Origin of the sequence: Streptomyces liliiviolaceus, assembly GCF_018070025.1 — a bacterium.
GTDB lineage: Bacteria > Actinomycetota > Actinomycetes > Streptomycetales > Streptomycetaceae > Streptomyces > Streptomyces liliiviolaceus.
In genome coordinates this window covers 8327648-8350581 of sequence record NZ_JAGPYQ010000001.1, presented here as the reverse complement: position 1 = coordinate 8350581, position 22934 = coordinate 8327648, and the positions used below count along the sequence as shown (strand labels likewise).

The 22934-nt window shown below is 70.9% G+C and carries 15 protein-coding genes; 8 read left to right on the top strand and 7 right to left on the bottom strand.

Annotated features, from left to right (window positions below; genetic code table 11):
* Positions 1–464 precede the first annotated feature (464 nt).
* Entirely contained in the window at positions 465–3350 is a 2886-nt protein-coding gene (gene fxsT, locus J8N05_RS35370) for an FxSxx-COOH system tetratricopeptide repeat protein (protein WP_407699991.1), read from the top strand.
* A gap of 101 nt (positions 3351–3451) precedes the next feature.
* Here the strand turns inward: fxsT and J8N05_RS35365 are convergent, their stop codons facing one another.
* From J8N05_RS35365 to J8N05_RS35350, 4 genes are all read right to left on the bottom strand, one after another.
* Entirely contained in the window at positions 3452–7300 is a 3849-nt protein-coding gene (locus J8N05_RS35365; protein ID WP_210889849.1) for a multifunctional oxoglutarate decarboxylase/oxoglutarate dehydrogenase thiamine pyrophosphate-binding subunit/dihydrolipoyllysine-residue succinyltransferase subunit, read from the bottom strand.
* 285 nt (positions 7301–7585) lie between these two features.
* Positions 7586–8650 (bottom strand): HAMP domain-containing sensor histidine kinase, encoded by a 1065-nt coding sequence (locus J8N05_RS35360; RefSeq protein ID WP_210889848.1) that lies wholly within the window; start codon positions 8648–8650, stop codon positions 7586–7588.
* Positions 8651–9072: 422 nt separating this feature from the next.
* The gene (locus tag J8N05_RS35355) at positions 9073–9810 is read right to left on the bottom strand and encodes a response regulator transcription factor (protein ID WP_107021341.1); all 738 of its coding nucleotides are present in this window, start codon (positions 9808–9810) and stop codon (positions 9073–9075) included.
* Between the two features lie 112 nt (positions 9811–9922).
* Entirely contained in the window at positions 9923–10609 is a 687-nt protein-coding gene (locus J8N05_RS35350; protein WP_210889847.1) for a spermine/spermidine synthase domain-containing protein, read from the bottom strand.
* Between the two features lie 128 nt (positions 10610–10737).
* On the opposite strand from J8N05_RS35350, the gene J8N05_RS35345 reads away from it, so the two are divergent.
* Positions 10738–11613 carry a rhomboid-like protein gene (locus tag J8N05_RS35345; protein WP_247706631.1) on the top strand — a complete coding sequence of 292 codons (876 nt, stop codon included), beginning with the start codon at positions 10738–10740 and terminating at the stop codon, positions 11611–11613.
* Here the strand turns inward: J8N05_RS35345 and J8N05_RS35340 are convergent.
* Positions 11571–12473, bottom strand: coding sequence for a hypothetical protein (locus J8N05_RS35340; protein WP_210889846.1), 903 nt, complete (start codon positions 12471–12473; stop codon positions 11571–11573). The genes J8N05_RS35345 and J8N05_RS35340 overlap by 43 nt on opposite strands.
* A gap of 242 nt (positions 12474–12715) precedes the next feature.
* Here J8N05_RS35340 and lon point away from each other — a divergent pair, with 242 nt between their 5' ends.
* Entirely contained in the window at positions 12716–15133 is a 2418-nt protein-coding gene (gene lon, locus J8N05_RS35335) for an endopeptidase La (protein WP_210889845.1), read from the top strand.
* 150 nt (positions 15134–15283) lie between these two features.
* On the opposite strand, the gene J8N05_RS35330 is transcribed toward lon, so the two are convergent.
* Entirely contained in the window at positions 15284–16138 is an 855-nt protein-coding gene (locus tag J8N05_RS35330) for a lysozyme (protein ID WP_210889844.1), read from the bottom strand.
* A gap of 227 nt (positions 16139–16365) precedes the next feature.
* Between J8N05_RS35330 and J8N05_RS35325 the strand changes: the two genes are divergently transcribed.
* On the top strand, positions 16366–16926 hold the full coding sequence (locus J8N05_RS35325; protein ID WP_247706819.1) for a MarR family winged helix-turn-helix transcriptional regulator: 561 nt from the start codon (positions 16366–16368) through the stop codon (positions 16924–16926).
* Between the two features lie 259 nt (positions 16927–17185).
* On the opposite strand, the gene J8N05_RS35320 is transcribed toward J8N05_RS35325, so the two are convergent.
* On the bottom strand, positions 17186–17971 hold the full coding sequence (locus J8N05_RS35320) for a hypothetical protein (protein ID WP_210889843.1): 786 nt from the start codon (positions 17969–17971) through the stop codon (positions 17186–17188).
* 356 nt (positions 17972–18327) lie between these two features.
* Between J8N05_RS35320 and J8N05_RS35315 the strand changes: the two genes are divergently transcribed.
* The 4 genes from J8N05_RS35315 to J8N05_RS35300 are packed head-to-tail and all read left to right on the top strand — an operon-like array spanning position 18328 to position 22889.
* The gene (locus tag J8N05_RS35315; RefSeq protein WP_210889842.1) at positions 18328–21327 is read left to right on the top strand and encodes a sensor histidine kinase; all 3000 of its coding nucleotides are present in this window, start codon (positions 18328–18330) and stop codon (positions 21325–21327) included.
* The gene (locus J8N05_RS35310; protein ID WP_210889841.1) at positions 21324–21821 is read left to right on the top strand and encodes a roadblock/LC7 domain-containing protein; all 498 of its coding nucleotides are present in this window, start codon (positions 21324–21326) and stop codon (positions 21819–21821) included. The genes J8N05_RS35315 and J8N05_RS35310 overlap by 4 nt, the downstream gene beginning before the upstream one ends.
* Positions 21818–22246, top strand: coding sequence for a DUF742 domain-containing protein (locus J8N05_RS35305; protein ID WP_210889840.1), 429 nt, complete (start codon positions 21818–21820; stop codon positions 22244–22246). The genes J8N05_RS35310 and J8N05_RS35305 overlap by 4 nt, the downstream gene beginning before the upstream one ends.
* Positions 22227–22889: a GTP-binding protein gene (locus tag J8N05_RS35300; RefSeq protein WP_210889839.1), complete on the top strand. Its 663-nt coding sequence runs from the start codon at positions 22227–22229 to the stop codon at positions 22887–22889. The genes J8N05_RS35305 and J8N05_RS35300 overlap by 20 nt, the downstream gene beginning before the upstream one ends.
* The last annotated feature ends 45 nt before the right edge of the window (positions 22890–22934 follow it).

Here is a 22934-nt window from a genome sequence, read left to right as displayed (position 1 = left end):
CCCGTCACTGGCCCTATCCGGACGAGGAGTTCACCTTCACCGTCACCCTGGACGGCTCGCCCTATTTCGTGTGCACCGCTCTCGACGAACCGAGCGTCGTCCTGCACCGGTTCGGCGGTACGTACGGACCGGCCCACTTCAGGGTCTCGACCGGGCGCGCGACCGGCCACGCGTCGCTGTGGCTGACCGTCAACAACCAGTGGGGCGTGCCGGTCCGCAAGGCGGAGCTGCTGTCAGAGATCAGGGAACGCGTGCCCGGCCGCGCACCTGCCGCACGATCGACGGACATCTTGCGGGAACCGGCCTCCACGACCGAGAGCCTGCCCGCCCCCCGGACGTCGGAACAGTCCGTCGACCTGCCGGCGGCCGGGAGCCGCGCGGCGCACGACGACCGTACGACCGGTCACCGGGCCGTACCGGGCGACCTGCCGGAACTCGTTCCGCCGAACGGACCGCCGTGGCGGCTGCGCACCGGACGGCAGACCGTGACCCTCAGTTTCGCCGGTGTCCACAGGCCCTGGGCCACCTGGATCGCGCACTGTCTGGAGCTGCACGGCCACCGCGTCGTGCCCCAGCGGTGGGATCCGCTGCCCGACGCGTCCATCGAGGAGTCGCTCCGTGACCTCCTGTTGGCTCCGGGGCCCGTCCTGCTGCTCCTGAGCGACCAGTACTTCAAACTGGACACCCATACGTCCCAGGAGTGGGACGACGCCCTGCGCGAGGTCGTGGCGCCGAACGCGCGACGCATCGCGGCGGTGACGGTGGCCCCCTCCGTCCTACCGCCTGCGGCGGCCGCCTCGCTCGACGCGGTCACCCTCCACGACGTGGGCGCCGAGGAGGCGGAGCGGCGCCTTCTGGCCCGGCTCGATCTGCCCTTCAGCTCTCCCGAGTCGTCGCGGGACACCCGTTCCGGACCGCCCTTCCCGGTGCACACCCTGCGCGTGTGGGGCCGGGTGCCCGAACGCAACGACCGTTTCACCGGGCGCGTACCACTGCTGAACACGGTGTACGAGGTCCTCCAGCGCGAGAGCCGGGTCACCCTTTACGGCCTGTCGGGCGTGGGCAAGTCCCAGTTGGCCGCCGAGTACGCCTACCGTTTCGCCTCCGGGTATCACGTGGTGTGGTGGGTGCATTCCGGTAACCGAGCCGCGTTCCGGCAGGGACTGGCGGAACTCGCCCCGGCGCTGGGACTGGCGACCGGTGCGGAGTACGGCGAGCGGCTGCGCGCGGTCTGGGACGCACTGAGGCGCGGTCGGCCCTTCACTCGCTGGCTGCTCATCCTGGACGGCGCCGACGAACCGGACGAGATCAGGGACCTCCTGCCGACCGGAACCGGTCATGTGCTCGTCACCTCGTGCAGCCTGGACTGGGACATCTCTCCCGGCACCCTGGTGGAGGTTCCCGGCTACGACCGGGAGGAGTCGGTGGCCTTCATCCGGCGCCGCGCGCCCCGGCTGACCCTGGAGGACTCCCACCAGCTGGCTGAGGCGCTGGGGGACCTGCCGCTGCTTCTCGACCAGACCGCGGGCTGGCTGGAGGAGTCCGGCATGCCCGTGTCGGAGTACCTCCGGGAACTGCTGACGGACGACGCGGACCGGAGCACCCCGGTCCAGGTGTCGGCCGACTTCCCGATGACCTTCCGCACCGCCTGGACGGTCCTGCTCGACAAGTTCCGCGCCACCTCCCCGGAATCCGTCCAACTGCTTCGGCTGTGCACGTTCTTCGCACCCGACGCGGTGTCCGTGCGACTGCTGCGAGGAGCACCGGCCGGCGAACTCCCGCCCGCCATGGCGGGGCTGCTCATGGACGACGTCCGCTGGGACCGCGCCGTCGAGCGGTTGCGGAAGTACTCGGTGGTCCACGTGGAGCATCCGCGACAGGACCCGCGGAACGAGTTCCTCTCCCTGCACCGGATGGTCCATCGGACCGTCCAGCTGGACATGTCACCGGAGGAGCACGAGGAGTGCGCCGAAACGGCCCGGCGTGTACTGATCGCCTTCGATCCGGGCGACCCCAGCAAGACGTCTCTGTGGCAGCGCTACGCCGAACTCGTACCGCATCTGGAGCACGCGGAACTGCTGTCGCACACCGACCCGTCCGTCCAGGGCCTCGTCCTGAACTGCCTTCGCTACCTCTACCTCTCGGGTGAGCACGCGACGGGGGTGCGGTTCGCCGAACAGGCTCTGGCGGCCTGGCAGGGCCACGAGGACGAGCACTCCGAACGGTTGTGGGACCTCCGCCACCACTACGCCAACCTGCTCCGGATCATGGGTGCGTTCAAGGACAGCGAGGCCGTGAGCCGGGCGGCGGTCGAGGAGCACCGCGCGAAGGGCGGGGCACGGGACGAGCGGTATCTGCGCGCGGTCGGCAGTCTCGCCGCGGACCTGCGCGCTCTCGGCCGGTACGAGGAGTCGTTGCACCTGTCGGAGGAAGTCTGCGCGGGCTACACGGAACTCGGCGGCGAACGTGCTCCGCTGACCCTCGCGGCGCAGAACAACAAGGCATCCTCGCTGAGGCTTCTCGGCCGGTACGAGGAAGCCCTGGAGATCGACCGGTGGGTACTCGGCATCCGCGAGGAAGTGCTTGGCGCTGAGCACATCTGGACGCTCATCTCCGACCTCTCCCGGTCGACCGATCTGCGGCTCCTGGGCCGCTACGAGCGAGCCCTGGACCTTCAACGGGCCAACACGGCGCAGCATCTGCGGCTCCTGGGCAAGGACCACCCCCAGACCCTGCAGGCCTCCTACAACCTGGCCCAGTGCCTGTACCGCCTGGACGACCACGAGGCGGCGGGGGAACTCTTCGGGTCCGTGCTCGCCAAGAGCGAACAGGTCCGCGGCAAGGGATACTCCTCCACCCTGATGTTCGCGGCCGCCCACAGTTGTTTCCTGCGCGAGCACGGAGACATCGACCGGGCCCGCGGGCTCAGTGAGCGACTGGTCGCCAGGTACCTGCGGCTGCTCGGAGCGGACCATCCGTTCGTCGCGGGCGCGCGGAGCAACCAGGCGCTCATCCTCCGGGCCGTCGGCGAACGGAACCAGGCCCACACCCTGGCCGAGCGGGCCCTGACCGACATGACGAGCGCCGTCGGCCCCGACCACCCCTGGACTCTCGGCTGCGCCGTCAACGCCGCCGCGATACGCCATGTCACGGGCCGCGTCGAAGCGGCCGTCGCGCTGAGCCGGGACACGGGGGAGCGGGCCGGCCGGGTCCTGGGGAAGGAACATCCGCTGACCCGGGGCGCCCGCCGTGCCCTCGACGCCGACCGGCAGGCGCTGCGGGGCGAGCAGGTGCCCGCGCCAGAGGAGCGGTCACGCCTGTACTGGAACTTCGAGCCCCAGACGACCTGACAGGAACGTCCGCCCCGGCCCACCACGACGAAGGACCCGCCCCCGAGCCGAAGCTCAGGACCGGGTCCTCCGTTCGTACGGTCAGTGCGTGCCGTGACCGGTCAGGCGTCGAACACCTCGCGCACCAGCTGCTCCTGCTCCGCCTGGTGGCGCTTGGCCGAGCCGACCGCCGGGGACGAGCCCGCCGGGCGGGAGATGCGGCGCAGGCGCTCCCCGTGGGGGATGTCCGCGCCGACCGCCAGGTCCAGGTGGTCGATGAGGTTCAGGGCGATGAACGGCCACGCGCCCTGGTTCGCCGGCTCCTCCTGGGCCCACAGGTACTTCTCGGCGTTCGGGTACTTGGCGATCTCCGCCTGGAGCTCGGCACCCGGGAGGGGGTACAGGCGCTCGATGCGGATGACGGCCGTGTCCGTGATGCCGCGCTTCTGACGCTCGGCGTCGAGGTCGTAGTAGACCTTGCCGGCCGTGAAGACGACCTTCTTGACCGCGGCCGGGTCCACCGCGGCGTCGCCGATGACGGGGCGGAAGCCGCCCGTCGTGAACTCCTCCGCCTTCGACGCGGCGGCCTTGAGGCGCAGCATCGACTTCGGGGTGAAGACCACCAGCGGCTTGTGGTGCGGGTTGTGCACCTGCCACCGCAGGAGGTGGAAGTAGTTCGACGGGAGCGTCGGCATGGCGACCGTCATGTTGTTCTGCGCGCACATCTGGAGGAAGCGCTCCGGGCGCGCGGACGAGTGGTCCGGGCCCTGGCCCTCGTAACCGTGCGGGAGGAGGAGGGTGACGCCAGAGGTCTGGCCCCACTTCTGCTCCGCCGACGAGATGAACTCGTCCACGACCGTCTGGGCGCCGTTGACGAAGTCGCCGAACTGCGCCTCCCACATCACGAGGGACTCGGGACGCGCCAGCGAGTAGCCGTACTCGAAGCCCATCGCCGCGTACTCGCTGAGCAGCGAGTCGTAGCAGTTGTAGCGGGCCTGGTCCTCGGAGAGGTACTGGAGAGGGGTGAAGTCCTCCGCCGTCTCCCGGTCGATCAGGACCGCGTGGCGCTGGCCGAACGTGCCGCGGCGGGAGTCCTGGCCCGAGAGGCGCACCGGGGTGCCCTCCAGGAGCAGGGAGCCGATCGCGAGCGTCTCGCCCATGCCCCAGTCGATCGTGCCGTCCTCGACCATCGCCGCGCGGCGCTGCAGCTGCGGCAGCAGACGCGGGTGGACGGTGACGCGCTCGGGGATGTTGACCTGGGACTCGGCGATCCGCTTGACGACCTCCTGGGAGATCGCCGTGGTGACCGCCACCGGGAATTCGGGCTTCACGTCGGGGGCGTGCGCCTCGCCGGGCGCGGACGCGGCCTCACGGACCTCCGTGAAGACCTTCTCCAGCTGGCCCTGGTAGTCCTGCAGCGCCTGCTCGGCCTCTTCCAGCGTGATGTCGCCGCGACCGATGAGGGACTCGGTGTAGAGCTTGCGCACCGAGCGCTTCTTGTCGATCAGGTCGTACATCAGCGGCTGGGTGAACGCCGGGTTGTCCGACTCGTTGTGACCGCGGCGGCGGTAGCAGATGAGGTCGATGACGACGTCCTTGTTGAACGCCTGCCGGAACTCGAAGGCCAGCCGCGCGACGCGGACGACGGCCTCGGGGTCGTCGCCGTTCACGTGGAAGATCGGCGCCTCGATCATGCGGGCCACGTCGGTGGCGTACATCGAGGAGCGCGAGGACTCCGGGGCGGCGGTGAAGCCGACCTGGTTGTTGATGACCACGTGGACCGTGCCGCCGGTGCGGTAGCCGCGCAGCTGCGACATGTTCAGGGTCTCGGCCACGACACCCTGGCCCGCGAAGGCCGCGTCACCGTGCAGGGCGACCGGCAGGACCGTGAAGTCCGTGCCGCCCTTGTTGATGATGTCCTGCTTGGCGCGGGCGATGCCCTCCAGGATCGGGTCGACCGCCTCCAGGTGCGAGGGGTTGGCGGCCAGCGAGACCCTGATCTGCTCGCCGTCCAGGCCCGTGAAGACACCTTCGGCGCCCAGGTGGTACTTGACGTCGCCGGAGCCGTGCATCGACTTCGGGTCGAGGTTGCCCTCGAACTCCCGGAAGATCTGCGCGTACGACTTGCCGACGATGTTCGCGAGGACGTTCAGGCGGCCGCGGTGGGCCATGCCGATGACGACCTCGTCGAGACGCGACTCGGCGGCGGAGTCGAGCACCGCGTCGAGCAGCGGGATGACGGACTCGCCGCCCTCCAGGGAGAAGCGCTTCTGGCCGACGTACTTCGTCTGCAGGAAGGTCTCGAAGGCTTCCGCGGCGTTCAGCCGGCGCAGGATGCGCAGCTGCTCCTCGCGCTCCGGCTTGGAGTGCGGGCGCTCGATACGGTCCTGGATCCACCGGCGCTGCTTCGGGTCCTGGATGTGCATGAACTCGACGCCGGTGGTGCGGCAGTACGAGTCGCGCAGCACACCGAGGATGTCGCGCAGCTTCATCAGGGACTTGCCCGCGAAACCGCCGACCGCGAACTCGCGCTCCAGGTCCCACAGGGTGAGCCCGTGCTCGGTGATGTCCAGGTCGGGGTGCTTGCGCTGGCGGTACTCCAGCGGGTCGGTGTCGGCCATGACGTGGCCGCGGACCCGGTAGGAGTGGATCAGCTCGAAGACGCGGGCGGCCTTCGTGACGTCGTCGTCGTGCGAGGCGTCGATGTCCTTGAGCCAGCGGACCGGCTCGTACGGAATGCGCAGGGCCTCGAAGATCTCGTCGTAGAAGCCCTGCTCGCCGAGCAGGTAGTTCGCGACGACGCGCAGGAACTCGCCGGAGGCGGCGCCCTGGATGACCCGGTGGTCGTAGGTCGACGTGAGCGTCATGACCTTGGCGATGCCGAGCTTGTTCAGGGTGTCCTGGGAGGTGCCCTGGAACTCCGCCGGGTAGTCCATCGAGCCGACGCCCATGATGACCGACTGTCCGGGCATCAGACGCGGGACCGAGTGGACGGTGCCGAGGCCGCCGGGGTTGGTCAGCGAGACCGTGACACCGGAGAAGTCGTCCATCGTCAGCTTGCCGTCACGCGCCCGGCGGACGATGTCCTCGTAGGCCTGCCAGAACTCGAAGAAGTTCAGCGTCTCGGCCTTCTTGATGCCCGCGACGACCAGCTGGCGGTCGCCGTTGGGCTTCACCAGGTCGATGGCGAGGCCGAAGTTCACGTGCTCCGGCTTGACCAGGGTCGGCTTGCCGTCCTTCTCCGTGAAGGAGTAGTTCATCGACGGCATGGCCTTGATGGCCTGCACCATCGCGTAGCCGATGAGGTGGGTGAAGGAGATCTTCCCGCCCCGGGCACGCTTCAGGTGGTTGTTGATGACGATGCGGTTGTCGAAGAGCAGCTTCACCGGGACCGCGCGCACGGACGTCGCCGTGGGGACCTCGACGGAGGCGTTCATGTTCTTCGCGACCGCGGCGCTCGGGCCGCGCAGCGTCACGTACTCCGGCCCCGCCGAAGACGCGGTGGCCTCCGCGGCGGGCGCGGCCTTCGCGGCGGCCGGCTTGGCCGCGGCGGGCTTCGCCGGGGCGGCGGCCGGAGCCGCTGCCTGGGCGGGAGCGGCGGCCGCGGGCTTCGCGGCGGCCGGTGCGGCCTGGGCGGGAGCCGCTGCCCTGGCAGGAGCGGCCGGAGCCTGGGCCTGGGCGGGCGGCGCGGCGGGTGCGGCCGGAGCCGCCTTCGCAGCCGCCGGTGGGGCGGTGGTTCCCGCGGCCCCCGCGGCCGCGGTACCCGCCGGAGCCGCGGCGGTCACGCCGCCGGGCTTGTAGTCGGCGAAGAAGTCCCACCAGGCTCGGTCTACCGAATTCGGGTCCTGGAGGTACTGCTGATAGATCTCGTCGACGAGCCACTCGTTCGGGCCGAAGGCGGCAGCAGGGTTCTTCCCGGCTTGGTCCTCGGTCGAGACGCTCGATGAGTTACTGGGGGACTGTGGCGACACGGCGGCAACCGCCCTCTTCCGCTTCACAAGGTGATGGACAGCGGGAATAAAGGCTACGCCCCCCGGACCGGCTAGGTCAGTCCGGGCCTGGTCATCGTCGCGTAAGTCACATCGAAAAGCGTGTTTCGGCGTTCGAAATGGCGGGAAACAAGCGAGGTTCCGATGTGAAATGGACGCGCCTGCTCAGGGCTGCGACCTCGGAAGGCCGAACCCCCGTGCCAGGAACGCACGATGACACGTGTCCTGCTGCCCCATCACGTGGATCTTGGGCTCTCGCTTCGAACCCTACGTCAACCTGTCCGGCGAGGGCACTCCCGGAAGAGTGACCTGGATCCGGCAACCGCGCTCGGATTCGGCCACGCCGATCCGGCCACCGTGCAGATCGACCGCCCAGCGGGCGATCGCAAGGCCCAGACCCGTACCGCCGTCGCTGCCCGGGCCGTGCGGCGCGACGACCCCGCCGCGGTTGAACCGCTCGAAGACACGGTGCCACTCCGAGCGCGGGATGCCGGGGCCCTCGTCCAGGACTTCGAGGTCCAGGGACTCGGGGCCGTCGCCGCGCCGGGCCTTCACCGTGACGCGGCCGTGCGGCGGGCTGTGCTTGACCGCGTTGTCGATGAGGTTGGCGACGACCTGGTGGATCCGCTCCGGGTCCGCGTGCGCGGTCAGCTCGGGCGGCGACACGTCCAGGTGCAGATGGACGTCCGTACGCGTGTGACTGCCGGAGCCGGAGGCGATGCCCGCGCGCGCGGAGGCCACCATGTTGGCCTCCTTCAGTACGCCCGACAGGTACGGCCACACCTCGAAGCGGCGCTTGCGCAGCGGTACGACGCCGTTGTCCAGGCGGGAGAGGTCGAGCAGGGTCTCCACCAGCCGGCCGAGGCGCTCCGTCTGCTTCAGCGCGGTGCGCATCGTCTCGGGGTCGGCGGCGGAGACACCGTCCACCACGTTCTCCAGGACCGCCCGCAGCCCCGCGATGGGGGTGCGCAGCTCGTGCGAGACGTTCGCCACGAGCTCCTTGCGCTGCCGCTCCTGGGCCTCCAGGTCGTCGGCCATGCGGTTGATCGTCTGGGCCAGGTCGCCCAGCTCGTCGCGGCGGTCGGCGCCTCTGACCCGGCGGGTGTAGTCGCCGTGCGAGATGCCCCGCGCGACGGTGTTCATCTCGTCCAGCGGAGCGGTGATCGAGTGCGCCACGAACTGGGTGATCAGCAGGGTCGCGATCATCGAGAAGACCGTGATGAAGCGCAGTTCCGTCTCGGTGCGCACCGCGATCATCAGCAGACCGGTGGTGATGAAGACGGCGACGACGACCAGCGTGCCGAGCTTGGTCTTGATCGAGAAGGGGCGCACGTCACCCCAGGATCCCGAACCGGAACCGGAACCGGAACCGGAACCGGAGCCGAGACCGGAACCGGAGCCAGGACCGGAGCCGGAACCGGTGGCCGAGCCGGAATTCGGGCCCGCGCCCGCGCTCGTGCCCGGCGCAGTGCCGGACGTGGTGCCGGACGTCGTGCCGAACGTTCTGCCGGCGCCCGGGGGTGGCCCTGGGGGAGAAGCCGGGAGCGAAGCCGGAGCCGAGATCGGCGCGGCACCCGGCGTCGGGCCCGACGCCGGGAAGCCACCCGGACTCGAAGCGGCACCGGAAGTGGCGCCGGAAGCAGCATCGGTATGCGCACCCGTGCCGGAGACCGGCCGCGCGCCCGCCTTGGCGCGCTTGCGCAGTACGCCGAGACCCCTCATCACATACGCCCCCTCGGTCAGGGTGCCCGACTCTAGGGTGTCGGGGTCTCCAGCGCGTAGCCCACGCCGTGCACCGTACGGATCCGCTCCGCGCCGATCTTCCGGCGCAGCGCCTTGATGTGGCTGTCCACGGTCCGGGTACCGGAGGCGTCCGCCCAGTCCCAGACCTCGGCCAGCAGCTGCTCGCGCGAGAGGACCGCGCGGGGTGTGTTCGCCAGGCAGACCAGCAGGTCGAACTCGGTGGGCGTGAGGTGCACGTCGTCGGCGCGCACCCGGACCCGGCGCTGGGCGTGGTCGATCTCCAGCTCGCCGAGGCGCAGGATGCCGGAGCGCGGGGTGGACGCGGCCAGGGCGGCACGCTCCACGCGGCGCAACAGTACGTGCACGCGCGCGGCCAGCTCGCGCATCGAGAACGGCTTCGTCATGTAGTCGTCGGCGCCCACGCCGAGGCCGACCAGCATGTCCGTCTCGTCGTCGCGGGCGGTGAGCATCATCACCGGTACCGGACGGGCCGCCTGGACCCGGCGGCAGACCTCCAGGCCGTCGAAGCCCGGCAGCATGATGTCGAGGATCAGCAGGTCGGGCTGCCATGCCTCGGCCGTGTCGACGGCGGCCGGTCCGTCACCCGCTGTTTGCACGAGGAATCCCTCGGCGCGAAGCCGGGCGGCGATGGCGTCGACGATCGTCGGATCGTCCTCGACCACCAGCACCCGGCGCTGAGCGCCCGGCGTGGCCGCCGTGCCGTTGTGCGAGGTGTGTGTCTGCTCCATCGCCCGCCCCTGAGTGTGCTTTCCGGAACCAGTGGGGTGATTCCATGACTGCGCTTGACGCTTGAATGATCGGCGTCAGAGCAGCAGGGTACGGGCAGTGAACACTGCTCGGCTATCCAGGTCTTACCGCGAGATGCACCACGTCCGGAACGCCCCGGGCAACGGGGATCTCTTCGGTACGCACGTGTCGGAACCCGGCATTCCGCAAGGTTCTTGCGAAATCAGGCGAAGGTTTGGCCGACCAAACAGCGAGTACCCCGTCTTTCCTCAACACCCTTGCGCACGCGGCGAGTCCGGCCCGTGAGTACAGGCTCTCGTTGCCCTCCGTGACGGTCCACTCGGGTCCGTTGTCGATGTCGAGGCACAGTACGTCGTACGTGTCGGATGTCTCATTGACGTGGGCGACGAGGTCGACCTCGATGATCTCGGTGCGCGGATCGGCGAGCGCGCGGGCCGACAGCTCCGCGAGCGGCCCGGCGCGGTGCCAGTCGATGATGGCCCGCTCCCGTTCGGCGACGGTGATACGGCCCCAGCGGGGGTCGGCCGCCGCGTGTGCGAGGGAGAAGCCGACGCCGAGGCCGCCGATCAGGACCTTGGGCGCGGGGCGCCCGTCCAGCGCGCCGAGCGCGGCGTCGACCAGCAGTCTCTCCGAGCGGCCGTCGGAGGTGTCCATGAGGAAGCAGCCGTTGGCGATGATCTGCAGCAGCTCGCCGTGGCGGCGCAGCACCACCTCGCCGTACGGTCCGTCGCGGCGGTCGATGACTTGGGGGCTGCCGTGCGGGGCGTCGTACGCGGTCATGCCCCCATCCTGGCAAGCCGCCCCCGGCCGGGCAGCCGTTTTTCGCCGCGCCGGCCGACTCCGGCCCGCGGTGGCGGAGCCAGGCACCCTGGAGGACGCTGGGACCCGCAGGACGGAAGGAACCCCGGATGGCGGAGCGAAGGGAGAGGGCCGAGTTCTCCGGCCCCCGCAAGGGGCGCGAGGAACGGCACGCCCAGCCCTCACCGTCCGGCGGCCCCACCGGACCGCCCGCGCCTTCCGGCCCCCGCAAGGGGCGCGGGGAACGGCGCGACAAGCCCCCACCGGACCCGCACCCGCACCCGAATCCGAACCCGCCGTCGGCGCGGGCGCCGGGTTCCCGCCGGTGGGGGTGGCCGCTGCCCACCCCCACCGGCACCCCTTTCACCTTCGGGTACGCCGTGGTCCTCCTCCTGACCTCGCTCTTCACCGAGTACGCCGACCCGCACCTGGTGAGCCGCGTGCTCCAGGGCTCCAGCACGGACGTGGTGCACCTGGCGCAGGCGCCGGTACCCGTGCTGATCGCCAGCGCCCTGTGGATCGCCGGCGGCATCTCCTCCGTGTTCGCGATCGCCTTTCTCCTGGTGCTCACCGCGCTGGAGCGGCGCATCGGCGGCCTGCGCACGGCGGGTGTCTTCCTGCTGGGGCACGTCGTGGCGACGCTGGCCACCGAGATACCCGTCGGCCTCTCGGTCCTCGCCGGGCACCTCCCCGACAGTTCCCTGCACCGCTACGACTACGGCATCAGCTTCGGTGTCGCGGCGAGCGCCGGCGCACTGGCCGGGCTCCTGACGCTCTGGCCCCGCCTGCTCCTCCTGGCGGTGTCCGCCTGGCTGGTCGGCGAGGGCCTCGTGGCCTTCACCGACCCCCTGACGAACTGGGGCCACCTGCTGGCCCTGGCCGTCGGGGTCGCCACCTGGCCCTGGGTACGCCGGACCCGGGACCAGGTGGCGACCCCCGAAGCTCAGCTCCAGGACGGCGCCGGAGATCCCACCGGAGCGGCGTAGGGCACGGGCCTGCCGGTGGACGCGTCGAGGAGCATGCGGTCGCCGACCGGGCGGTCGAGCTCCACCCGCACCTTCCCGGACCGCGTCTCGGACGTGCACGGGCCGTCCGACCGGTCGCGGACCCCGGCGGAGAACACCACGTTGTCCGCGGTCTCCAGGACGGCCACCGCCGGACCCCGGTCGCAGGAGCCGTGCAGGGCCCGCAGGGTGACGGTGCGCTCGTCCGGCGACACCGACACGACCCCGGAGAGCGGAAGCAGGAAGTCCGAGGTCTGCGGGAGGGGGCCGACCGGCGGCCGGGGGAGCTTCGAGGGGGCGACAGCGACGCGCCTGAGCGGGGTGTCGTACCCCTTGACCGTGAAGAGCCACGCGGGCACGGTCGCCGGGCCCCGGCTGGTGGACAGGGTCATCGTCCCGAGCCGCGCACCGGTCACGACGAGGGAGGGGCCGGAGTTCCTGCCCCGGGCGAACTTCGCGTAGGCGTCCCGCGCGGAGGAGACGGGAAGGGCGAGCGTGCCGCCGCCGTGCCAGCGTACCTCCCCCTCCTCGGGCGTACCGGAGGGGAGTACTCCGCCCAGTTCGAAGTTCTGGGTGGCGTACGCGCGCTCGTCGGCCCCGCTGCGGAAGGCGCCCTCGGGAAGCTGGACGGCGGCGTCCATCGGGAAGTACCGCTCGTGCCAGATCCGCGCGGCCTTCGAGCCCGCCCAGGCCTCGGAGACGTCACGGGCGCGTTGCGTGCTCCCTTCCGGGCCGTGGGCCGAGCCGCCACCGCCGTCCCCGGCGCTTCCCTGGCCGCACGCGGCGGCTCCGGCGAACAGGCTCCCCATGACGAGCAGCCGCAACAACGAGGTGATCCGCATGACGCCCCCAGGACGGACGGCCGATGGGAAGTCGGCGAGGTACCTGTGCGGTACCCATGAGGTACCGCCCGGCTGTCGACGACGTTCCTGTGACGCGGGAACCCGCTCCGGCGTTCGGCCGGGGGGCCGGAAACGAGCCGGTCCCGGGGGTGATCGCTCACAGCGAACAGCGGGAGGGGAACATTCAGGGGCTCACGTGCATTGAGTCGGCATAGCTCAACTTGAATGCCGAAGGGGAGATCATGACTTTGACGTCCGAACCGCTCACTCTGCCCGTGCTGCCGCTCGACGACGAGGTCGTGCTGCCCGGCATGGTGGTGCCCCTGGACCTGAACGACGCCGATGTACGCGCCGCGGTGGAGGCCGCGCAGGCTGCCGCCCGTTCCACCGGTGCCAGCAAGCCGAGGGTGCTTCTTGTTCCGCGCATCGACGGCACGTACGCGAACACGGGGGTGCTCGGCACGGTCGAGCAGGTGGGACGCCTCGCCGACGGTGACCCCGGTGCCCTGATCCGCGGTCGCGGACGGGTGCGCGTGGGCGCCGGTACGACCGGGCCGGGAGCGGCCCTGTGGGTGGAGGGCACACAGGTCGAGGAGACCGTGCCGGACCCGCTGCCCGGCTCCGTGACCGAGCTGGTCAAGGAGTACAAGGCGCTGGCCACGAACTGGCTGAAGAAGCGGGCCGCCTGGCAGGTCGTGGACCGCGTCCAGCAGATCGACGACGTGTCCGCCCTGGCCGACAACTCCGGCTACTCGCCGTTCCTGACGACCGCGCAGAAGGTCGAGCTCCTGGAGACCTCCGACCCGGTGACCCGGCTGAAGCTCGCCACCGAGCAGCTGCGCGAGCACCTCGCCGAGCAGGATGTCGCCGAGTCCATCGCCAAGGACGTACAGGAAGGTGTGGACAAGCAGCAGCGGGAGTTCCTGCTGCGGCGGCAGCTGGAGGCCGTGCGCAAGGAGCTGCGCGAGCTGAACGGCGAGGCCGAGGGCGAGGAGTCCGACGACTACCGGGCCCGCGTCGAGGCCGCCGATCTCCCCGAGAAGGTCCGTGAGGCCGCGCTCAAGGAGGTCGAGAAGCTGGAGCGCTCCAGCGACCAGTCGCCCGAGGGCTCCTGGATCCGCACCTGGCTCGACACCGTGCTCGAACTCCCGTGGAACGAGCGAACGCAGGACGAGTACGACATCCAGGGCGCCAAGACGGTCCTGGACGCCGAGCACGCGGGCCTGGACGACGTGAAGGAGCGGATCACCGAGTACCTGGCGGTCCGCAAGCGGCGCAACGACCGGGGTCTCGGTGTCGTGGGCGGCCGGCGCGGCGGCGCGGTGCTCGCGCTCGTCGGCCCGCCCGGCGTCGGCAAGACCTCGCTCGGCGAGTCCGTCGCGCACGCCATGGGCCGCAAGTTCGTCCGGGTCGCCCTCGGCGGCGTACGGGACGAGGCGGAGATCCGCGGCCACCGGCGTACGTACGTCGGCGCGCTGCCCGGCCGGATCGTACGGGCGATCAAGGAGGCCGGGTCCATGAACCCGGTGGTCCTGCTCGACGAGATCGACAAGGTCGGCTCCGACTTCCGGGGCGACCCGGCGGCGGCCCTCCTCGAAGTCCTCGACCCGGCCCAGAACCACACCTTCCGGGACCACTACCTTGAGGTCGAGCTCGACCTGAGCGACGTCGTCTTCCTGGCCACGGCCAACGTGCTGGAGGCCATCCCGGAGGCGCTGCTCGACCGCATGGAACTGGTGCGGCTCGACGGGTACACCGAGGACGAGAAGGTCGTCATCGCCCGCGACCACCTGCTCCCGCGCCAGCTGGAGCGGGCCGGTCTGGAGAGCGCCGAGGTCACCCTCGACGAGAGCGCGCTGCGCAGGCTGGCCGGCGAGTACACCCGCGAGGCGGGCGTACGGAACCTGGAGCGGTCCGTCGCACGGCTGCTCCGCAAGATCGCGGCGCAGCACGAACTCGGCGAGCGGAAGCTGCCGTTCACGGTCGGCGCGGACGATCTGCGCGCGCTGATCGGCAGGCCGCACCACGTGCCCGAGTCCGCCCAGGACCCGGCCGAGCGCCGCACCGCGGTGCCCGGGGTGGCGACCGGTCTCGCGGTCACCGGCGCCGGTGGTGACGTCCTCTTCGTCGAGGCGTCGCTCGCCGACCCGGAGACGGGCGCGGCGGGGCTGACCCTCACCGGTCAGCTGGGCGACGTGATGAAGGAGTCGGCGCAGATCGCGCTCTCCTTCCTCCGCTCGCACGGCGCCGAGCTGGAACTGCCCGTCGCCGACCTCAAGGACCGGGGTGTGCACATCCACTTCCCGGCGGGCGCGGTGCCGAAGGACGGCCCGAGCGCGGGTGTCACGATGACGACGGCACTGGCCTCGCTCCTGTCGGGCCGGCTGGTCCGCACCGACGTGGCCATGACCGGTGAGGTCTCGCTCACCGGGCGGGTGCTGCCGATCGGCGGCGTCAAGCAGAAGCTGCTCGCCGCGCACCGGGCCGGGGTCACCACGGTGATCATCCCGAAGCGCAACGAGGCCGACCTGGACGACGTACCGGCCGAGGTCCTGGAGAAGCTCGACGTCCACGCGGTGACGGACGTCCGCCAGGTCCTGGAACTGGCGCTGGCTCCGGCGACGAACGGCGCGGCGACGGAGGTTCCGGTGGCCGCGTGAGTCGCGTGAGTCGTCCGATTCGTGTGACGACTCGTGTGAGCCGCGTGGCACGGACTCCGGTGGCGCAGTGACGGACGCCATCGGTCGGGTAGGGCCCGGCCCCCTCTTTCTGAGGGGGCCGGGCCTTCCGCGTACGTACGGGGAGGTGGATCAGCCGTTGGCGAGGGCCACCACGCGGTCGAGGGCGCCGTTGAACTTGTCGTGGTCGCCGACCGTGGGGCCCGAGGACGTGTACTGCCACATTGTGTAGTAGTCCCAGCCCGCGGGGAGCGTGCCCACCGCCGTGGCGTAACGGGCGATCCAGAGCGGGTTGGCGGAGGCGAAACCGGAGTAGTTCCCGGTGCACTGGGTCCACCAGCTGGTGGCCGAGTAGATGACGGCGTCACGGCCGGTGCGGGCCTTGTACTGGTTCAGGAAGTCGCGGATCCAGGTGACCATCGCGCTCTGCGTCTTGCCGTAGCAGGCCGCCCCGTACGGGTTCCACTCGATGTCGAGCGCGCCCGGGAGCGTCTTGCCGTCCTTCGACCAGCCGCCGCCGTTGTTCACGAAGTAGTTGGCCTGCGCGGCGCCGCCCGTCGTGTCGGGGGTCGCGAAGTGGTACGCGCCCCGGATCATGCCGACGTTGTACGAGCCGTTGTACTGCTGGGCGAAATAGGGGTTCGTGTAGTACGTCCCCTCGGTGGCCTTCACATAGGCCCATTTGACCCCGCTGCTCCACAGGGTCGACCAGGCGACGTTGCCCTGGTGGCTGCTGACGTCCACGCCCTCCGTCTGGGTGGCGTCGCCCGGGGTCGGCAGGCCGTCCTGGCCGTCGTGCGGGATGACGCCCATGCCCATGTACGCGGAGCCGCGGGCCGGGACGTCGGCCGCGTGGGCGGGGTGGGCGATGAGGAGGGAGAGGGACAGGGAGAGGGACAGGAGCAGGATGCCCATCGCGCCGTGGCGCGTTCTGAGGTGGTCGCGCGGGTGCGAGCGGTGGGCCGTCCCGGATGTGTGCACGGACATGTTCGTGCCTCCGAAGGCTCGGTGGTGCCCGGGTGATGGTGGTCCATAAAATGGCGTGGGCATGCCATGCGGGTATGTGGTGAAGAAGCTACGCACGACGGCGACCGGCGGAAAGAGGGCTCGGCGGCTGCCGTTGGTCTATTCCTGCGAAATACTGGCCGAGCTGCGGCAATGGCGGTCTTTGGCGGAAACTTTCAGGATCGGGAAACCGGGTCATGGGTGCTGACGTGCACGAGGGCGGTATGGGCGAGGGGCATCGGGCGGGATCCGGCGTTCCGGGGAGTGGTGTGGACCAGGACGGCGGGGGCGGGGGCGGCGATTCCGTGGATCGCGGGCCCGTGGATCGCGGATCCGTGGATCAGGAGTTCCTGGCTCTGGAACGTGAGCTGACCGTTCTGCTGCGGCGGGCGCGGGCGTCCTCCGGGGAGATGGTGCGCGAGGTGCATCCCGATCTGGAGTCCTCCGCGTACGGGCTGCTCGTACGGCTGGAGGAGCGGGGGCGGCAGCGGGCGACGGAGCTCGCCGCGTACATCGGGGTCGGCAAGGCGACGATGTCCCGGCAGTTGCGGGCGCTGGAGGAGCTGGGGCTCGTCGCCCGGGAGCCCGATCCTGCGGATGGGCGGGCCTGGCTCGTGCATCTCACTGACGTGGGGCGGGAGCGGTTCGGGACCGTGCGGGATGCTCGGCGGGCTCGGTATGTTCGCGAACTGGCGAGTTGGGATCGGGGGGAAGTGGCTGAACTGGCGCGGTTGTTGCACCGGCTGAACCGGGGGGTCGAGCGGGGCTGAGCGGCCCCGGCCGCGGGTCGTCGCCTTCTGCCTGACGCTCCGTCGTGGCTGGTCGCGCAGTTCCCCGCGCCCCTTAAAGGCAAACGACTGCGCAGTTCCCCGCGCCCCTAAAGACACAAGACTGCGCCGTTCCCCGCGCCCCTGAAGGCCTGAGTGGGACGGGGCGTAGCCCCTCCCCGAGGGGCGCGGGGAACTGCGCGGTCAGCCACGGTGGACCCGGGCCCGACCACGGCTCCGAGCCACTCCCCGGCGGTGGGGGTCACAGCTCCACGTGCACCACCGTCGCGTCGTCGTGCGTCTTGGAGCGGCCCAGGTACGTGCCCGCCGTGTCCGAGCGCTCCAGGGTGCGGACCCTGTCGATCAGGGAACGGCCGCCCTCCTTGCGGATCAGGGTGAACAGGTCCGTCCAGTCGCCCTCACCGAACTTCTCCACCCAGCGCGTCGCACCGTCCGTGAGAGCCGTGAGGGCGCGGACCTCGGAACGGTGGAGCGCGCCCGTGACGGCGCGAACCGCCACCGACGGGTCCGCCGCGGCCGTGAAGAAGCCGCCCTCCTTGTTGCGCAGGATCGCGTCCGTCGCCGCGGCCGACCTCAGCGTGGCGTGCGGGACCCGCGAGAGACGGTCGTCCAGCACGGGGATGACCGCGCCCGCCGGGGACTCGATGAGCAGCGCCGAGTCGGAGAGCACCAGGTACTCGACCAACGCCTCTGACCAGCGCGCCAGCACCACCGTCGCCTGCGGGGTGCGTGGGTGAGAAAGGTCACAGGTTGCCCGATGTGCGTCGGCGGTACGCGCGATGGCGTGTCCCAAGACCTCAGTGAGCGTCAGATCTCGTCGTGAAACGGACAGTTCGTGCAACGCGCCACCGAGCCGGGCGGTGAACCAGGGGACGGAATGAAGACAGCCTTGATCGGTCGCGGGAGGTGTCACACCGTCCAGGACGACGATCGAACCGCCTTGTCCGGAGGCGGGAAGTCCGACCGATGCGTAGTCCTCGTCGGGGCGAGTGGGGTCACCGGGTACCGAGATCAGTTCCGAGCGCATCCGGCCAGTCTGCACGAGCCCTTCACGAGCTTCACCAAAGGCTGGCAACCGTCGGTCAAATGGTCCGGACAGGCAGGTCAGGCGCCTGTTTTGCGACGGATTCACCGAGTCGGGCGAAGAGTGGCCGCGCATCCTGCCATCGGTTGCCGTGGACGTCCAACCGGCCTGTCGCGCAGGGGTGTCGCACGCGCCAGGGGAACTTGCCGGGCCGCTCTCCGGCGATGTTCACTCCTTCGTGTGGCGGGTCAGGCGATGCGCGACCACTGCCCACCGGCACTGGGAAGGTCGGGAGCCGAACCGGGACGACACGCGAGTTGACGGATCGTCACCCGGGCCCATGGGGACACGAGTCAAGAATGCGAGCACCGGTGCAGAAAATGCGGCCTCGGCGCAAAGGCAGGCAGCCGGCCTCGGGTGGAGCCTCCGGGCACACCCCGAACTCACCGGCACCGCAGGACACTCCGGACCCCGCGGGACGAGGTCGACCCGCTCACGTACGCAGTCGGCTGATCGTCGCCGTCGCCGTCGTGGCCGCCGCGATCGCCGGAGCGGGCGCTCCGTCCGTGATCGCCGCCTCCGGACAGCTGAACGATTCCCAGAACCTGGTGACGTCGGCCGAGCGGACCCAGGACGCCCTGGCCCTCGCCCACTCACTGGCCGACGAACGCGACGAGGTCACCGCGTACCTCGCGGCCGGCCGGCCGAAGGGCGACGCCCCCTCGGAGCGCCGCAGCGCCCGCGTGGACCGCCAGGTCGACGAACTGCGCGTCGCCGCCGTCGAGGCGGACGCCCCCGCGTCCTTCCTCAAGACGCTCGACGCGATCGCCGCCGTCCGCAGGTCGGCGCTCACCGGGGAGAGCAGCGCCCTCGAAGCACACCGGGCGTACTCGACGGCCCTCACCGAACTCCACTCCCTCGCCGAGGACCTGGCCGAGGACATCCCGCCCCGCGCGGGCTCCGGCGCGCACGCTCTCGCCGACCTCGACACCGCCGTCCAGCAGGCCGCCTCGACCCGTGGTCTGCTGCTCGCCGCGCTGAGCGTGCCCACCAGCACGCAGACCACCACCGACCCGATCACGGGCCTGCCCACCACGACCACCACGTCGTCGGCCGCCGCGACCAAGCAGCGCGACGCGCTCACCGCCGCGGCCCAGCAGGCGTACGTCCGTGAGCAGGCGGCCCTGGCCGACTTCGCCGGCACGGCACCCAAGGCGGACCGGACCTCGTACGACTCCACCGTCAACGGACCGGATGTCGTGTCCGCCGAGAAGTACCTGGCGAGCCTGGCGGACCAGCCCACCCTCTCCGAGGACGAACTGGCCACCAGCACCAAGAAGCTGGACGCGGCGCTCTCCTCCCGTGTCGAGCTGATGCGCGGGGTCGAGGCGTCCCTCAACACCCAGCGCGCCGAGGAACTCGCCCAACTGCGCGACGACGACGTCACCGCGCTGGAGATCCGCGTCGCGATCCTCGGTGCGCTGATGCTGCTCGCCGTCGGCGTCTCCACCGGGATGGCCCGGTCGCTCACGCGCCCGCTGTCCGTCCTGCGCCGCGGTTCGGCACGCCTGGCCGCCGAGCCCGGCACCGGCGACCCGGTCAAGTTCACCGGCCGCAACGACGAGTTCGCGCAGGTCGTGCGCTCCGTCAACACGCTCCACACGCACGCCCTCGCGCTCCAGGAGCGCCTCGGCACGCTGGAGGGCGACCGCAAGCACCTCATCGGCCAGCGCCAGAAGATGGCCGACGAACGCGATCGGTTCCGTACCGAACTCGCCGAGGCCACCGCCCATCTGGAGCAGGTCCGGCAGAACATCCACGGCACCTATGTCAGCCTGGCCCTGCGCACCCTGGGCCTGGTCGAACGGCAGCTCGGTGTCATCGAGGGCCTCGAAGAGCGCGAGCAGGACCCCGAGCGCCTCGGCACCCTCTTCAAGCTCGACCACTTCGCCACCGTCATGCGCCGTCACAGCGAGAACCTGCTGGTCCTCGCGGGCGCCGAGCACGGCCACCAGCACCCCGGGCCCGTCCCGCTGGTCGACGTGGTCCGCGCGGCCGTCAGCGAGGTCGAACGCTACGAGCGCGTCCGGATCTCCGCGCTGCCGCCGCACGCGCACCTCGCCGGGTTCGCGGCGGACGACATCAGCCACCTGGTGGCCGAACTCCTGGAGAACGCCTCCTCGTTCTCGCCGCCCGACATCCCCGTCGAGGTCTCCGGCTGGCTCCTGGAGAGCGGCGAGGTCATGCTCTCCGTCCAGGACGAGGGCATCGGCATGACCGGTGAGCGGCTGGAGCGGCTCAACACCCGCCTCGCGGCCTTCGACCCCGAGGACCCGTACGACGAGGAGAGCGGCGAGGGCCTCGGGCTCGGCCTGTACGTGGTGGCCCGGCTCGCCCACCGGCACGGTGTGCGCGTGCAGTTGCGCGAGCAGAAACAGGGCGGCATCACGGCCGTCGTGGTCCTGCCCAAGGCACTGCTCGCCGCCGCGCCGACCGTGGCGGTCCCGCAGGCGACCACCGCCCGCACGCCCGGGGGCGCCGCCGCGATGTCCCTGCCGGGAGCGGACGCCGAGGTCAACTCCAATGTCCTGTACGGCCGTCAGGGCCGCGACCCGCTGATCGCGGCGGCGGAGGACACCCTGCGCGAGACGGACGGGGCGGGGACGGCTCTCGCCCCGCCCGAGCCGACCGCCGATCCCGAGCCGACCGCCGATCCCGAGTCGGCTGCCACGCCCGAGCCGGCCGCCACCGCCACGGCCCCCGCCGGAACCGCCGACCTCGACGACCCCGAGCCGTCCGAGGCCGCCGACCCGGAGCCGGAGCAGCCCACCGGCCCCGAGACCACCATGGTCCTCATGGCCCCGGTGCCTCCCGTGTCTCCGTCGGACGAGCCCGTCGAGGCCGCCGAGGCCGCTGAGCCCACCGAACCCGGCGCCGCGTCCCCCTCGGACGCCCCGGCGGTCCGGCTCCCGGCCCAGGCCACCAAGGACCACCGCGCCGAGACGCACCGCGCCCCCGACCCGTACGCCATCGGCCCCGACAGCCACGAGCGCGCCCCGGACGACGTACAGACGTCGGTGGAGTCGGTGGAGTCGGCGGAGCCGGTGGAGCGGATCACCGACAAGGGGCTGCCCAAGCGGACCCCGAGGATCGCCGCGCCCGCGCCGGCCGCCGGACCGCGGCAGACGCCCGTCGACGCCGAGGCACTGCGCCGCCGCCTCGGTGGGTTCCACCGGGGTGCCAGCGAGGGCCGCCGCGATGTCGAAGCGGAGATCGCCGAACAGACGTCGGAGCTGGAGACGTCCGCCGCACATGCCGTAGAAACCAAGGGGGACACCGTCGAGGAGGCAAGCAGTTGACTGCGCCCAGTACCTTCGGACTGAGCCATGAAGCCCGTAACCTGCACTGGCTGCTGACGAACCTCGTCGAGGAGGTGCCGGGCCTCCTGTCGGTCGCGGTGGTCTCCTCCGACGGCCTGCTGCTCCTGTCCTCCGACCCCGGGAGGAACGCGCAGGCGCGGCAGGAGGGGAGACCGTCGGGTCCCCGCGGGTCCGCGGCGGACCTGGCCACCATCGTCTCCGGCATCGGCAGCCTCGCCATCGGCGCCGCCAAGCTGATGGACAGCGGCACCGTCAAGCAGACGATGGTCGCGATGGAGGAGGGCGGGCTCTTCGTCATGTCGATCAGCGACGGTTCGCTGCTCGGCGTGCACGGCGCCCCCGACTGCGACATGAGCGTCGTCGCGTACCACATGGCGCTCTTCGTGGGCCGCGCCGGACACGTCCTGACTCCCGAACTCCGCAGCGAGCTGCGCCAGTCGCTTGAGGCCACGACGACGGAGACGGCCAAGTGAGCGACCAGAACGGCGCGACCGGCGCGTCCGGCACGCGCAAACTGCCGGTCCGCGGCGGCGACCGCAAACCCGCCCGCGTACGCCCCTATTCGCTCACCGGCGGCCGTACGCGCTTCGGGCACGTGCTGCTCGTCGAGACGTTCGTGGCCGCACTTGAGGCCCCGGATGAACGGCGTGAACTGGAGAATGGTTCACTCTCCACCCGGGTGATGCCGGAGATGAGGGCCATCGTCGAACTCTGCCGCCGGATGCGTACGGTGGCCGAGGTCGCGGCCCTTCTGAAGATGCCGCTCGGTGTGGTCCGGGTGCTCCTCAGCGACCTGGCGGACCAGGGCAAGATCCGTGTGTACGGAACAGGTCACGGCCCGGGACAGCCGGACCGTGCTCTGCTGGAAAGGGTGCTGAGTGGACTCCGTCGTCTCTGACGTCTCCCGCGTCTCGGATGTCTCCCGATCGTCCGGCCTCCCCGAAGTCGTGGAGCCCGACGAGGAGTTGAGGGCCTGGCAGAAGGATCGGACCCGCGCGCCGATCGCCACGAAGATCGTGGTGGCGGGTGGCTTCGGGGTGGGCAAGACCACCCTCGTCACCGCCGTCTCCGAGATCACGCCTCTCCAGACGGAGGCGCTGATGACGAAGGCGAGCGAGGGCACCGACGACCTCAGCTCGACCCCGGAGAAGACCACCACGACCGTGGCCATGGACTTCGGCCGCATCACGCTCGACGACGACCTGGTGCTGTACCTGTTCGGTACGCCCGGGCAGCAGCGGTTCTGGTTCATGTGGGACGACCTGGTGCGCGGGGCGATAGGCGCCGTGGTCCTCGCCGACACCCGCCGTCTCAAGGACTGCTGGCCGGCGCTGGACTACTTCGAGTCCTGCGGGCTGCCGTACGTCGTCGCCGTCAACCACTTCGACGGCAGTGAGCGGTTCGATGCCGACGACGTGCGGGAGGCGCTCACGATCCCCCGGCACATACCTGTCATGATCATGGACGCGCGCCGCAGGATCTCCGTCATCGAGAGCCTGCTGGCACTGGTGGGCCACGCGCTCGACGTCAGCCCCGAATAGTTCGCACCGAATAGTTCGCACCGAACAGTTCGCACCGGACAGTTC

Coding starts and splice junctions, on each gene's coding strand:
- J8N05_RS35330 (WP_210889844.1), bottom strand. CDS start 16,138: ATGTCCGTGCACACATCCGGGACGGCCCACCGCTCGCACCCGCGCGAC.
- J8N05_RS35350 (WP_210889847.1), bottom strand. CDS start 10,609: ATGACCGCGTACGACGCCCCGCACGGCAGCCCCCAAGTCATCGACCGC.
- J8N05_RS35315 (WP_210889842.1), top strand. CDS start 18,328: ATGCGAGCACCGGTGCAGAAAATGCGGCCTCGGCGCAAAGGCAGGCAG.
- J8N05_RS35345 (WP_247706631.1), top strand. CDS start 10,738: ATGGCGGAGCGAAGGGAGAGGGCCGAGTTCTCCGGCCCCCGCAAGGGG.
- J8N05_RS35340 (WP_210889846.1), bottom strand. CDS start 12,473: ATGCGGATCACCTCGTTGTTGCGGCTGCTCGTCATGGGGAGCCTGTTC.
- J8N05_RS35320 (WP_210889843.1), bottom strand. CDS start 17,971: ATGCGCTCGGAACTGATCTCGGTACCCGGTGACCCCACTCGCCCCGAC.
- J8N05_RS35355 (WP_107021341.1), bottom strand. CDS start 9,810: ATGGAGCAGACACACACCTCGCACAACGGCACGGCGGCCACGCCGGGC.
- lon (WP_210889845.1), top strand. CDS start 12,716: ATGACTTTGACGTCCGAACCGCTCACTCTGCCCGTGCTGCCGCTCGAC.